We start from the raw sequence: 13,019 nt of genomic DNA, 5'->3' as shown, positions 1-13,019 counted from the left end.
GCAAATACTCCTCCCCAGACCTTTCCTGGGAGGCATCACGTCATGCCCGATTTCGACTGGAACATTCCCCTGCCCTTGCGCTTCGGTGCAACGCCGGACGCTCCACTGACCCTGGCCAGAGCCATTCCCGGCGAACACCAGCGCAACACCTACGAAGCGTTCATCCAGGAGCGCTTTCGAAAGGCGCACGGCGCGCGCATCCAGCAATTCATGCCCGAACTGTTCGGGGTCAGCGATGCCCGCGGGACGCTCTGCGCGGTGGCCGGCGTGCGTCTGGCCAGCGCCGGGCCGTTGTTTCTCGAACGTTACCTGGATGAACCGATCGAGCCGCTGCTCAGCGGTGCAAGCGGCGAACCGGTGGCGCGCACGGCAATCGTCGAAGTCGGCAACCTCGCAGCTGCCGATACCGGCAGCGCACGCCTTAGCATCATTGCCATCACCTACCTGCTGGCCATGGGCGGGCTGGAGTGGGTCGCGTTCACCGGCAGCATCGGTCTGGTGAACAGCTTCCATCGCCTGGGGCTGAAACCGCAGACCCTCTGCGCAGCGGACCCGCTACGGCTCGGTGAAGATCGCCACGACTGGGGCAGCTATTACCAGAGTCAGCCAAAGGTGCATGCCGGCAACATCCGCGCCGGCTTCATCCACTTGCGAAATGCCGGCCTGTTGAACCGCCTCGGCCTGCCGACCTGCACAGCGGAGGCCAGCAATGTCGCCTGAGTTGAGGCATTTCCGGCAAACACTGCACCAGCACGCCGAACGTAAGCCGCACGCCATTGCCTTGTGGGGCGACAAGCTGAAGGTCGACTACGCCACCCTCTGCGCCGAGGTTGCGGCTCGGCAACAGCGGTTACGCGATGAACAGGCGAAGGTGGTCGCCCTGGCGCTGGACAACGGTGTGGACGCGCTGCTCTGGGATCTGGCGCTGTTGTTCGAGGGGCTGACCTGCGTAACGTTGCCCGCTTTTTTCAGCCCGTCGCAACGCAAGCACTGCCTTGAACGCAGCGGCGCCAGCCTGGTGATTGCCGAACCGGCAATGGCATCGGAGCTGCAGGCAGCCGGGTACCTGCAACGGGGCGATGTCTGGTATTGCCAGGAGCTGGCCGACACCGGCATGCCCGAAGGTACGGCCAAACTGACCTTCACCTCCGGCACCACCGGCACGCCCAAGGGGGTGTGCCTGAGTGCCGCGAGCATCCTGAGTGTCGCCCGCGCGTTGCACCAGGCCAGCAAAGCCACGGATCCACAGCATCACCTGGCGCTGCTGCCGCTGGCGATACTGCTGGAAAACCTGGGCTGCTATGCCGCGTTACTGGCGGGCGCCACCCTGAGCCTACCTGGCCCGCAGACCCTGGGTATCCAGGGTGCCACAGGTATCGATACACCACGGTTGCTGGGCTTTCTGGCCGAACGTGCGCCGCACAGTGTGATTCTGGTGCCGCAGTTGCTGTTGCTGCTGGTCAGCGCCGCCGAACAACACGCCTTCAATCCGCGCGCCTTGCGCTTTGCCGCGGTGGGCGGCGCCAGGGTCAGCACAGCGCTGCTCGCCCGTGCCCAGCAGGTTGGCATGCCGGTTTACGAAGGCTACGGGTTATCGGAATGTGCTTCGGTGGTGTGCCTGAACCAACCCCAGGCTTGCCGTCCCGGCAGTGTCGGGCGGTCGCTGCCCCACCTGCAGGTACGCCTGGCCGAAGATGGCGAAGTGCTGGTCAAGGGCCCGACCCTGCTCGGCTATCTGGGCGAGCCTGCGCAGACCTGCGAATGGTGGGCCAGCGGCGACCTGGGGGAATTCGATGCCGACGGCTACCTGTACCTCAAGGGGCGCAAGAAGCACCAGTTCGTCACCAGCTTCGGCCGCAACGTGAACCCGGAATGGGTCGAGGCCGAACTCACCCAACGCGGCGTGATCGCACAGGCCTTCGTCTACGGCGAAGCCATGCCCTGTAACCATGCGCTGCTCTGGCCGCAGCGTTCTGACTGCACCGATGAGCAACTGGCGGCCGCCGTGGCGCAAGCCAACCAGTCGCTACCCGACTACGCCCGGGCCCATCGCTGGACCCGACTCGAGCAGCCCTTCACCCCCGACAATGGCCTGCTGACCGTCAACGGCCGCCCGCGCCGGGATGCCATCGTTGAACGCTACCGCATGCTCCTGAGCACAGGCGAATTCTCCGAGGACACCGCACGATGAGCTTTTTCGACACCTTGCAACACTCGACCGCCGATGAACGCCAGGCATTGTTCAGCCTGCCGATCATCCGCGATGCCCTTGAAGGCAAAGTCAGCCTGGACAGCTACCGGGAATTTTTGACCCAGGCTTACTATCACGTGCGCCATACCGTACCGCTGATGATGGCCTGTGGTGCACGTTTGCCGTCGCGCCTGGAATGGCTGCGCCAGGCCGTCTGCGACTATATCGAGGACGAGTACGGGCACGAGGCCTGGGTACTCGACGACATCGAGGCCTGTGGTGGCGATAAGGAGGCCGTGCGCAACGGTCGCCCGGCACTGCCGATCGAGCTGATGGTCAGCTTCCTCTACGACCTGATCGCTCGCGACAACCCGGTCGGCCTGTTCGGTATGGTCAATGTGCTGGAGGGCACCAGTATTGCCCTGGCGACGCATGCTGCCGGCAGCATTCAGGCCGGTCTGAAACTGCCGGACACTGCCTTCAGCTACCTCAACTCCCACGGTGCGCTGGATATCGGGCACATGCAGACCTACCGCCGCTTGATGGACCAGCTCGACGACCCGCACGACCAGGCCGCTGTAATCCATGCCTCACGGGTGGTTTACCGGCTGTACACCGATATGTTCCGTGGTTTGCCACGGGACGGGGAGCAGACGCATGCGCCTGTCTGATGCTCGTGTGGTGTTGACCGGTGCCAGCGGTGGTATCGGCCTGGCAATCGCCCAGGGGCTGTGTGCCGAGGGGGCGCGAGTGATTGCCGTGTCCCGCCACCGGGACATGCTGGAATCGCTGTTGTTGAGCTACCCGGAGAGCATTTCCTGGATCGCTGCAGACCTGACCACCGCCAGCGACCGGAGCAGGGTGCTGCTGGCTGCCCAGGCCATCGGTGGCATCAACCTGCTGATCAACGCAGCGGGCATCAACCGTTTTGCGATGATCGAACAGCTGGACGACAGCGAGATCAACGCCATGCTGGCAGTCAATGTCGGCGCCCCACTGTGCCTGACAAAAAGCCTGCTGCCATTACTGCGCAAGGCCAAAAGTGCCATGGTGGTGAATGTGGGCTCGACCTATGGCTCGCTCGCCTATCCCGGCTACGCCACCTACAGTGCCAGCAAATTCGCCTTGCGCGGATTCTCCGAGGCGTTGCGCCGTGAACTGGCCGACACCAGCGTCAATGTGCTGTACGTGGCCCCTCGTGCGACCCGCACGAGCATGAACAGCGTGGCGGCACAGGCGCTCAACGACGCGCTCAAGTCCGGGGTCGATGAGCCACAGCAAGTGGCGGCGGCAGTGCTGCGCGCCATCGCCAACGATCATCGCGACCTGTACCTGGGCTGGCCGGAGCGCTTCTTCGTACGCCTGAATACTCTGCTCCCCAATCTTGTCGACCGTGGCTTGCGCAAGCACTTGCCACTGATCCGTCGTCTGAGCCAGAAACCCACGAAGGAAGACCTCAAGCCATGAACAAACCAGCCATCTGCATGCTCATCGGTCTGCTCAGCCAGGGCGCCTGGGCGGCGCTGGATACCGACGATCAGCAACGCCTTGCCGAGATCCAGCAACGCTGGGCAACCATTCAGTATCAGTTGCCAGCCGCACAACGTCCCGCGGCGTTCGAACAACTCGCCGGACAGACGGCGGCGCTTACCCATGATCAGCCGGCGGCGGCGGAAGCGTGGATCTGGTCAGGCATCGTCACCAGCAGTTGGGCCGGCGCCCAAGGCGGGCTGGGCGCGTTGAGCAAGGTCAAGGCGGCCAAAGCCGACCTTGAGAAAGCCTTGAGCCTGGACTCCAAGGCATTGCAAGGCTCGGCCTACACCAGCCTGGCAGCGCTGTATGACCGGGTACCGGGCTGGCCGATCGGCTTCGGCGATGCCGACAAGGCTGAGCAGTTGCTCCAGCAGGCGTTGCAGGTCAACCCCGACGGCATCGACAGCCTGTACTTCTGGGGCGATCACCTCTACCGTCAGAAGAAATACAGCGAAGCCCGGACAGCCTTGCAGAAGGCCCTGCAAGCAGCACCACGACCGGGTCGGGAAAGCGCGGACGCAGGTCGTCGTGACGAAATCAAAGCGTTGCTGGTCGACATCCACAAGAAAGTTGACTGACAGGAGTTCCGGTGCGGCTATTACTGATCGAAGACGACGTAGCCCTCGGTGAGGGCATTCATCAGGCCTTGGGGCGCGAGGGCTACACGGTCGACTGGCTGCAGGACGGCAGCAGCGCCTTGCATTCGCTGCTCAGCGAAACCTTCGACCTGGCCGTGCTCGACCTTGGCCTGCCGCGCCTGGACGGGCTGGAAGTGCTGCGCCGCCTGCGCCAAAGCGGCTCGGCGTTGCCGGTGTTGATCCTGACGGCCAGAGATGCAACCGAAGACCGCATTGCCGGGCTGGACGCCGGTGCAGACGACTACCTGGTCAAACCCTTTGACCTGAATGAACTCAAGGCCCGGCTACGCGCGCTGCTGCGACGTTGCGCCGGACGCGCCAGTGCGCTGATCCAGCATGCTGGCATCACGCTGGACCCCGGCAACCAGCAGGTCACCTACAACGGTCGGCCCGTGTCCTTGACCCCCAAGGAATATCAGTTGCTGCACGAACTGCTGTCGCCCCCCGGCCGGGTGATGACGCGCGAGCGCCTGACCCAGTTGTTGTACGGCTGGAATGAAGAAGCCGAGAGCAACACCCTGGAAGTCCACATCCACCACTTGCGCAAAAAATTCTCCACCGACCTGATCCGCACGATCCGTGGTGTCGGTTACCGGGTAGAACAGGGCTCATGACTTCGATCCGGCGGCGCACCCTGACCTTGATCATCGGCCTGATGCTGTCCGGCCTGCTGGTGATCAGTCTGCTCAACCTGCACGACAGCAATCACGAAATCGCCGAGGTTTACGACGCCCAACTGGCGCAGAACGCACGGCTGCTTCAGGGCGTCATGCGCATGCCTGTGGCGACACGCGAACATAACGAGCTTTATCAAGCCTTCAACAAAGCCCTGGGCGAAGCCATGCCCAGGGTCGATGGCCATCCCTATGAAAGCAAGATCGCTTTCCAGGTGTGGAACCCGCAAGGCGATGTGCTGGTACAGACCGCCAGCGCCCCGTCCTTCGAGCGAGCGCCGACGAGCGCAGGCTTCAGCGATGTGACCGACCTCAAACAGCGCACCTGGCGTGGGTTTCTGCTCGAAGACAAGGAAAACCATCTGCGCATATGGGTCGGCGAACGCGACGATGTCCGCTCGGACCTGGTAGGCCGCATCGTGCGCCATACCCTCTGGCCCAATGTGCTCGGCAGCCTGATCCTCGTTGCATTGGTGTGGCTGGCGATTGGCTGGGGGCTCAAGCCGCTGGCTGACATGGCGGCGACCTTGCGCGCACGGCATGCAGGCTCGCTTGAACCGCTGAAGATGATGCCGTTGCCCACGGAGCTTGAGCCCATGCAGTCGGCACTCAACCGGATGCTGGCGCAGATCGAGGATGTATTGGGCCGTGAGCGCCGCTTCATCGCCGATGCCGCGCATGAAATGCGCACACCCCTGGCGGTGCTGCGGGTACACGCACAGAACCTGCTGGAAGCCGGAACACCGGAGCAGCGTCGCGAGTCGTTGAACTACTTGATCAGTGGCGTGGACCGCACCACCCGGCTGGTCAATCAACTGCTGACCATGGCCCGCCTGGAGCCCCAGGCCAACACCCGCAAAGCGTTGCAGACTGACCTTCAAAGCACCGTTCGCGACAGCCTTGCGCAAGTCACCGCCTGGCTGCTGGACAAAGGCCTGGAGCTGGAGTTCGACGTTGAGCCAGGCGATTATCGGGCGCAGGTAGACAATGCGGCGATCACTATCGCATTGCACAACCTGCTCACCAATGCGGCGAACTTTTCACCGGCCAAGGGCCTGATCACCGTGCGCCTGGCCTGCCGGGCCAAGCATTTCGAACTGTCGGTCGAAGATGACGGACCGGGCATCGACGAGACAGAGCGTGAGCGGCTTTTCGAACGCTTCTACAGCCGTGGCAATGACCAGGGCGCAGGCTTGGGCTTGACCATCGTGCAGACTATTGCCATGCGACTCGGTGGCCAGGTCAGGCTGGAAAACCGCGCGGTAGGCGGGCTGAAGGCTACGCTGGAAATCCGCCGGACTTAGGCTTGCAAAGGGCCAGACTGCAGAGGAGTTTTCGGTAAATTTCTAGCGTTTCGCGAAAACTGTAATACAAAACCAGCTTCCACAGCACTTTTCGCCAGATATGACTGCCTATACAGTCAAAACAACTACCCCACTCTTCCTATACTGCGCCTGGCGTCGGCATGCCTGCACGATCCAGCGAGCCAGGGTGCTTGTTGTGCTGCCATGCAGATCGTCGCTATGCGGAATGGCGCGGACAGGAGTTACCGCGCTATTCCATGCAACTAATAAGTCTAAGAACGAGATTAAGTGTAATGAATAAACAATCTATCCAGATTGCGCTTGCTTACATGTCCGTGGTGATCGGCGGCGGCTTTGCCTCCGGGCAGGAGGTACTGCAGTTCTTCACCGGCTATGGGCTTATAGGCATCGTCGGCACTCTGGTGAGCGGTGTGCTGTTTGCCTTCCTCGGCATGCAGATCGCCCGGATGAGTTCGCAGATGCAAGCGAACTCGCACAAGGAAGTTCTCTACAGATTGTTCGGTAGCCGAATCGGGCTGCTGGTCGATGTTGTGCTGTCGTTCTTCCTGTACGGTGTCGGCGTCGTGATGCTGGCGGGCAGCGGTTCGATCTTCACCCAGGAGTACAACCTGCCACCGCTGTTCGGCGGGGTACTGATGACCGTGCTGGTGATTGCCACCCTGTGCCTGAACGTCAAGCGCATTATCAACCTGATCAGCGCGGTCATGCCTTTCCTGCTGGCCATGGTACTGCTCATCACCACTTACTCGATCTTCAGCTACAACGCTTCGGTCGAGGCCCTCGACGCAGCTGCCCGCGAGAACAACGAGACGGTCACAGGCAACTGGTTCGTCGGCGCCTTGCTGTACGCATCGTTCAATATCGCCGTGGGCTTTCCGATGCTGGCAGTCATCGGCGGCATGACCAAACAGCCCAGGGCTGCAGCAGTCGGCGGTGTACTCGGAGGTCTGGGTCTGGGTGCACTGATCCTGCTGCTGAACATCGGCCTGTTCGCCAACATCAACCAACTGCAGGGCATCGAAATGCCGGCCCTGGCACTTTCCGGGCGCATCTCGCCAATCCTGTCGGTGGTGATGTCGATCGCACTGGTTTGCATGATCTACAGCACTGCGGTGGGTATGTTCTTTGCCTTCAGCGCCCGCTTTGCCAAGCCTGATACGCGCCGCTTCAAACTGGTCAGCGCAGCGACTGTGTGCGTAGGTCTGGTCTTGAGCCTGGGCGGCTTCAGCAAGCTGGTCGGCACCGTCTATCCGCTGCTGGGCTACGTCGGTTTCGCACTGATACTCGCCATTGCTTTCAGCTGGTTGCGCAGCCGCTCCGCAGCCAAGGCACAACAGGCCGGACTGAACGCCATCTCCTGACGGATAACGCCAACCCTGGAAAAAGCCATGGGGTATACACCCCATGGCTGGCATGGCCGCTCAGAAGATCAGCGCGAAGCCCAGGCGTTGAAGCGCTGCTCCAGGTGTTCACCATGGTCCGCCCAGAACAACGCATCTACCGGCACCTGCTGCGCGAGGTTCTCTGGCGCGGTGGGCAGTTCGGCGATGCGTGCCTTGTCGAGCAGGTCCATCGCCTGCAGGTTGGCGGCGCCGTAGTCGATGTGCTCGGCAAAGCTTTTCTGTTGCACAGGCTCCAGCGAGAAGGCGATGAATTCGCGGGTTTTCTCCTGGCGTGAAGCACCGCGCGGGATGGCCCAGGAGTCGAACTCGTAGAGCCCGCCCGACCAGACGATCTTCAGGTCATAGGTTTTGCGTTGCTCGGCCGAAAGGCGGCCGTTGTACACCGAACTCATCACCACATCCCCGGCCGCGAGGTACTGCGGCGGCTGTGCGCCGGCTTCCCACCACTGAATGTGCGGCTTGATCTGGTCGAGCTTGGCAAAGGCGCGATCCTGACCCGCCTCGGTCGCCAGCAAGGTGTAGACCTCCCCAGGCGCTACACCGTCGGCGATCAGGGCGAATTCCAGGGTCGACTTGGCCAGTTTGCGCAGGCCGCGCTTGCCCGGGAAGCGCTCGACATCCCAGAAGTCTTGCCAGCCGGTGGGCGCTTCTTTCAACTTGCTGGCGTTGTAGGCCAGCACCGTCGAGTACACCAGGAAACCGATGCCGCATGGCTGGATGGCACCGGGTACGAAGTCTTTGCTGTCGAGGCCGATCTGCGCCGGGTCGAGGGTTTCGAACATGCCTTCGTCACAACCGCGGGCAAGCTCGGCCGATTCGACTTCCACTGCATCCCAGGAGACGCTGCGGGTGTCGACCATGGCTTTGACCTTGGCCATTTCGCCGTTGTATTCACCGGAAATGATCTTGCTGTCGCTGGCTTGCTGCCAGGGTTTGTAGAAGGCCTTTACCTGGGCCTCTTTGTTGGCGCCACCGAAGGAAACGATGGTGAGATCGGCCGCAAGGCCGTGACTGGCAGTCAATAACCCGGTTGCCAGCGCTGCGAATTTCAGAGTCCTGATCATTATTGTTATCTCCTACTGTTCATGGGTGATTGCAAATCACTCAAGACACCGGGATTAACTAAGCCTTCCCAGGCGAGACATCCGGGTCTCGTTCCATTCGCTGCCGGACTGGCCACTCGGGCAGCCCCCGCAACGAACAATAATGTTTTCCTGTGGTCAGTTTTTCTTGCCGTGTAAGGTGGCACGGAAGTTAAGGTAGTTAGACTCTGCTTTTCTAACGCTCAGGTTGCTTATTACTAAACTAACGGGAGGTACTACCTGCTACGCCCTCTTCTGCACCATCAGCAGTTCCCTCTCGTGCAGGCAACGCACATTTGATCGGCTGCTCTCGCCAGCGCTGCCAGGCCTGGTTCCATCCAGTCTCATGGCCGACACCCGGTATCACGAGGGTTTCCAGGCATGCGGCCGGCCCTAATTGTCGGCGGTAAAACCCTTCAATCGCGCTCGGAATCACCCGGTCTTCACTGCCGAACAAGTGCCGTTGCGGGATCGAAGCCAGACGTTGGCGGTACTGCAAGGGCTCAAGGGAACCGCGCAGAGGTGTGAGCTGGTGTATCCGGACCCACTCTGTCGGACTGAGGTTACCCGCCAGCGTTTGTAGCTGGGCAATGTCGTCACGCCTGGCAGCCAGCAGCAGTGCCACTGCGGCGCCACCGGAGTAGCCGACCAGTTCGAAGTCCTGGTTGCGATAACGCGCCTTGAGCAGATCCAGCGCCTGGTCAAGGCTGGCAATGACCTCTTCGGAGAAGCGCCGGTTCGTCCACATTTCAGGCGTACAGGTCGAGACGCTGAGGAACTGACAGGGACGGCCAAGATAGAGTGCCGGTGTGGGGTCATCCAGCGCCAATTGCGCCACCAGCAGTTGCCGGGGACTGGGGTCGATACTCGGTTGCGTCGGCGTGGCCCAGGCGTGGCCATCACCTTCCAGATAGATGCGTAATCGCGCGGCATTTTGCTGCTTGTGCGACGCGATCATCGCCAGGGGAAAGGGGGTAGTGGCCAACACTTCGAGGTGCTGGCCATGGGAGGATGCCAACGCTTGCAGTGCCTGCCGAGGCGACTGGCAACCGCTCAGCGCGGCACTGAACAACAGTGCCGCGCCTTGCAGGCAAACCCCGGCCCACCGTAGCGGGCTGAGACTTGCAGCGGTCATCAGAAGTCGTAACGCACTTTGGCTGTGACCGTATCGGCATCAAAGTCGGACTTGCCGACATAGTCGTAGCTCAAGCCAACCGTCACAGCGCCCAGGTGGTAGTCAGCGCCTACACCCGCTTCATAGCTGTTTCGTACGGCACTGGCACCGCTGGTCACGAACGGCGTGTTGCCCGAAATGAAGGTGGAGGTGCTGCTGACTTCATCACCGATAAAGTCGTGGTACGCCATGACTTTGGCCTGCGGCTCAAGCGTGCCACTGCCCAGCGGGAAATTGCCGGCAACGCGCAGACCTGCACCCAGTTCAGCCACTTCGAAGCGCTGATCTTCGACTTTCAGGGCGGCAGAGCTACCTTTTTCACGGTAACCGTCGATATCAACCCTGCTGTAGCGCGCGGCTACGCGAGGCTCGACCAGCACCGATGGCGAGACATGGTAGGTGTAGCCACCGACCAGGTTCACACCAAACAGGTTGCTGTCGTAATCGCCTTTGGCGGTTGTGCCGGCAATGCTGCGCTTGCTTTCGTTGTTGTTCAGACCATAGGTCAGGCTGCCATCAACAAAGTAGTTACCTTGCTCAAAACCGCCGTACAGCGTGAACGCATGACCATCGACCTTGGTTTTGTCACCGCTCTTGCCGTTGACGTCGGTGTTCAGGTAGCTGTACGCCACACCCAAGGTCACCTGATCGTTGAGCTTACCGTCGGCACCCACCGCGATGCCGCGGCTGTAGGCGTTGTAACCCGCGACATTGTCACGCAGGTCCTGGCTGGCATCGCTGTACAGGGTTTGCACCCAGACACCCGCCTCCTTGAAGCCCTCGCCCGAAGACATGCCGCGCGCCCCGGAGGTGCGGCCACTGGTGACGTTGCTGATCAGCGTCTGGCCGGTGGTCGCGGCCTGAGTCGCACCGCCATTGACCTCTGGAGTCAACTGCTCAGCCAGCGCGCGCAGCGCTTGAGCGTCCTGCGATGCATTGACATAGGCCTGGAAGACTTTGTCCTGCGGGTTCAAGCTGGCCAGTTGCGTGGCAACACTGCTGAATGCCGAAGCGGCGCGCTGGGCGTTGCCCGAACCGCCGATGTCCTTGATCACCTCACCGACTTGCGACGACGACTTCCCGGTAACGGTCGCAACGACCTGATTACCTTCGACGACATAGGTATCGACGTTCAACAGCGAGGAGCGGCTGCTGACCAGCTTGCCGGACTCGGTCTGGTTATCCAGCGAATCAGCCTTGACCAGGGTGTAAGTGCTGCCAGCGGCGGTAAAATCGTTGCCCTGGGCGGCCAGGGTGATTTGCGAACCCTTCTTGAAGGTTGCATTGCCGTCGACGCTCAAGACTGCCTTGCTGGCATCGGTCGCGCTGCTCAGGTTCAGATCCAGCGATGAGCCATTGGCTACCACCAGGTCACCCTGCAACGAGGTGTGGGCATTAGCCAGCTGCAGATGCCCTGCGCTGCTCTCAGTACCGACATTCAACGGGCCGTTGTCGTACATGCGGATGTTGTAGCCATCGACATCGGCGCTGGTGCCCTTGAACACTGCATCACCGGTAACAGTAATGCGATCCAGATCGATCAGGTTGCCGGTGATCGCGCCGCCTTGCCAGTCCAGAACTACCACACCGGATGCGTCGGAGGCATCGATGGCTTCGTCTTCAGAAACCAGGGTGCCACGGTTGACCAGCGTGAGCGGGCCATCTTCGCCCTCACCATCGATGTCAAAGCCACCGATTTCAATTGCGGCGTCGGTAGCCTGAATCAGGCCATTGTTGACGAACTGGGCAGACGAAGTGGCAAAGCTGACGCCGTCCAGCTCCACGCCAACCGCATCGTCACCCGTTGCGATGATGCGGCCATTGTTTTCAATGCCGCCAATGTCAACACGATCGGTGTAGCCGAAGTATTCATTGGAAGTGGCATCCAGAGCAGTGGCGCCCTCGCCGCTGACCTGAATCAAGCCATTGTTGATCAGCTTACCGTCAATCTCACCGCCTTCGAGCAAGATCCCCTTGGCGTTCTTGCCGTTCGCCAGAATCCGGCCAGTGCTGGCGTTGATCAGATTGCCGTGCAATTCCGACTCACCGGAGAATTCCAGGGCACGGATACCGTCACCTTCGAACTCATCGCCGTTGACACTCAAAGTGCCTTCGTTGACCAGGTTGCCGTGGATGATAGCCGGGTCAACCAGCATCGCCGACACACCACCGCCACTCACCGCAATGCTGCCCTTGTTCACCAGGTTACCGAAGATTTCGGTCGCCGGGCCGAACGACGATGGGTCTTCGTCCTCACCCGCCATCGACAGGTCCAGACCATCAGCGTTAGTGCCATTGGCATTAACGTTGGCATTGATGATCAGGTCCTTGTTGAAGGTAACGCTGTTGAACTCGATGGCGTCCAGGTCACTGTTGGTCGTAGCGAACGCGCCATTGACTTCAACATGGTCGGCATAAGAGACGTTTTCGATCTGCACGCCCGCGTTGGTCAGCGCCAGGGTTTCAGCGTAAACGGGATGTGCTGCTGCGGTGATAGCAAGCGCGATAAGGGTTTTTTGTAGGTTAACGACAGCCACTTTTTCTTCCTTTGAAATCGAGGTGAGAACGCGTCCTTGCGTGGCTTCGTCTAGAGGTGATGTCAAATTGCCACGCTGGAGGCGCGGCGAGTATAGATACTCTTGTTTATCGTGGGTATTTATTTCTGGCGCCAGTGCAATGGCAGCTAGCGCCTATCGTGCTTTGGCTAGCGCCGTTAACTGGACAACGCCGCCACTTTGGCCCGCGCTGCATGCAGTTTCTTTCATCGCCTCGGTTACTACCAGCCACGCCCTCCTTCACCTCTGCCAAATAAAAATGGCTCTTCACGGAATCCCGAGGGCTATGATTCTTGGGTTGGGTTGGGTTGGGTTGGGGCTGGTTGCTGAGGCTGCGAGTTTATCCATTCGCTGTGGCGCCGCTTCTGGCCCCTTCCGCCCTTACGGCGGCCTACTTTTTTCTTGGAAAAAGTAGGCAAAACCGCTCGCTCCTGCATCCGGCCC

Annotated in this window: 11 protein-coding genes; 8 read left to right on the top strand and 3 right to left on the bottom strand. The window is 60.9% G+C overall.

Translation table 11 applies throughout. The annotated features are described in order from the left end of the window. Positions 1 to 42 precede the first annotated feature (42 nt). The 8 genes from AC07OF_RS24320 to AC07OF_RS24285 all read left to right on the top strand — a co-directional run bounded on the left by AC07OF_RS24320 (position 43) and on the right by AC07OF_RS24285 (position 7,722). Complete coding sequence (locus tag AC07OF_RS24320; RefSeq protein ID WP_422416684.1) at positions 43 to 720, top strand: thermostable hemolysin; 678 nt, start codon at positions 43 to 45, stop codon at positions 718 to 720. Next, positions 710 to 2,191, top strand: coding sequence for an AMP-binding protein (locus AC07OF_RS24315; protein WP_495073581.1), 1,482 nt, complete (start codon positions 710 to 712; stop codon positions 2,189 to 2,191). The genes AC07OF_RS24320 and AC07OF_RS24315 overlap by 11 nt, the downstream gene beginning before the upstream one ends. Further along, complete coding sequence (locus AC07OF_RS24310) at positions 2,188 to 2,862, top strand: iron-containing redox enzyme family protein (RefSeq protein ID WP_476445551.1); 675 nt, start codon at positions 2,188 to 2,190, stop codon at positions 2,860 to 2,862. The genes AC07OF_RS24315 and AC07OF_RS24310 overlap by 4 nt, the downstream gene beginning before the upstream one ends. After that, positions 2,849 to 3,658, top strand: coding sequence for an SDR family oxidoreductase (locus tag AC07OF_RS24305; RefSeq protein WP_157191943.1), 810 nt, complete (start codon positions 2,849 to 2,851; stop codon positions 3,656 to 3,658). The genes AC07OF_RS24310 and AC07OF_RS24305 overlap by 14 nt, the downstream gene beginning before the upstream one ends. Next, complete coding sequence (locus AC07OF_RS24300; protein WP_157191942.1) at positions 3,655 to 4,302, top strand: tetratricopeptide repeat protein; 648 nt, start codon at positions 3,655 to 3,657, stop codon at positions 4,300 to 4,302. Before AC07OF_RS24305 ends, AC07OF_RS24300 begins: the two co-directional genes overlap by 4 nt. A gap of 11 nt (positions 4,303 to 4,313) precedes the next feature. Next, positions 4,314 to 4,976 carry a response regulator gene (locus AC07OF_RS24295; RefSeq protein ID WP_157191941.1) on the top strand — a complete coding sequence of 221 codons (663 nt, stop codon included), beginning with the start codon at positions 4,314 to 4,316 and terminating at the stop codon, positions 4,974 to 4,976. Then, on the top strand, positions 4,973 to 6,340 hold the full coding sequence (locus tag AC07OF_RS24290) for an ATP-binding protein (protein WP_157191940.1): 1,368 nt from the start codon (positions 4,973 to 4,975) through the stop codon (positions 6,338 to 6,340). Before AC07OF_RS24295 ends, AC07OF_RS24290 begins: the two co-directional genes overlap by 4 nt. A 293-nt stretch (positions 6,341 to 6,633) precedes the next feature. Then, on the top strand, positions 6,634 to 7,722 hold the full coding sequence (locus AC07OF_RS24285) for a YkvI family membrane protein (RefSeq protein ID WP_157191939.1): 1,089 nt from the start codon (positions 6,634 to 6,636) through the stop codon (positions 7,720 to 7,722). Positions 7,723 to 7,790: 68 nt separating this feature from the next. Here AC07OF_RS24285 and AC07OF_RS24280 read toward each other — a convergent pair whose 3' ends face one another. The 3 genes from AC07OF_RS24280 to AC07OF_RS24270 form a co-directional block, all read right to left on the bottom strand. Next, positions 7,791 to 8,828: an ABC transporter substrate-binding protein gene (locus AC07OF_RS24280; RefSeq protein WP_495073580.1), complete on the bottom strand. Its 1,038-nt coding sequence runs from the start codon at positions 8,826 to 8,828 to the stop codon at positions 7,791 to 7,793. Positions 8,829 to 9,069: 241 nt separating this feature from the next. After that, positions 9,070 to 9,981 (bottom strand): alpha/beta hydrolase, encoded by a 912-nt coding sequence (locus AC07OF_RS24275; protein WP_495073579.1) that lies wholly within the window; start codon positions 9,979 to 9,981, stop codon positions 9,070 to 9,072. Continuing rightward, complete coding sequence (locus AC07OF_RS24270; RefSeq protein WP_495073578.1) at positions 9,981 to 12,557, bottom strand: autotransporter family protein; 2,577 nt, start codon at positions 12,555 to 12,557, stop codon at positions 9,981 to 9,983. The genes AC07OF_RS24275 and AC07OF_RS24270 overlap by 1 nt, the downstream gene beginning before the upstream one ends. Positions 12,558 to 13,019: the final 462 nt, after the last annotated feature.

This window comes from Pseudomonas sp. GW821-FHT10B02, from assembly GCF_059415665.1.
Note: the sequence above shows the minus strand (reverse complement) of the source record. Positions and strands in the feature narration are given on the sequence as shown.

Bases quoted from the DNA above. Each gene is read 5' to 3' on its own strand.
- AC07OF_RS24320 (WP_422416684.1), top strand. From the start codon at position 43: ATGCCCGATTTCGACTGGAACATTCCCCTGCCCTTGCGCTTCGGTGCA.
- AC07OF_RS24315 (WP_495073581.1), top strand. From the start codon at position 710: ATGTCGCCTGAGTTGAGGCATTTCCGGCAAACACTGCACCAGCACGCC.
- AC07OF_RS24310 (WP_476445551.1), top strand. From the start codon at position 2,188: ATGAGCTTTTTCGACACCTTGCAACACTCGACCGCCGATGAACGCCAG.
- AC07OF_RS24305 (WP_157191943.1), top strand. From the start codon at position 2,849: ATGCGCCTGTCTGATGCTCGTGTGGTGTTGACCGGTGCCAGCGGTGGT.
- AC07OF_RS24300 (WP_157191942.1), top strand. From the start codon at position 3,655: ATGAACAAACCAGCCATCTGCATGCTCATCGGTCTGCTCAGCCAGGGC.
- AC07OF_RS24290 (WP_157191940.1), top strand. From the start codon at position 4,973: ATGACTTCGATCCGGCGGCGCACCCTGACCTTGATCATCGGCCTGATG.
- AC07OF_RS24285 (WP_157191939.1), top strand. From the start codon at position 6,634: ATGAATAAACAATCTATCCAGATTGCGCTTGCTTACATGTCCGTGGTG.
- AC07OF_RS24280 (WP_495073580.1), bottom strand. From the start codon at position 8,828: ATGATCAGGACTCTGAAATTCGCAGCGCTGGCAACCGGGTTATTGACT.
- AC07OF_RS24275 (WP_495073579.1), bottom strand. From the start codon at position 9,981: ATGACCGCTGCAAGTCTCAGCCCGCTACGGTGGGCCGGGGTTTGCCTG.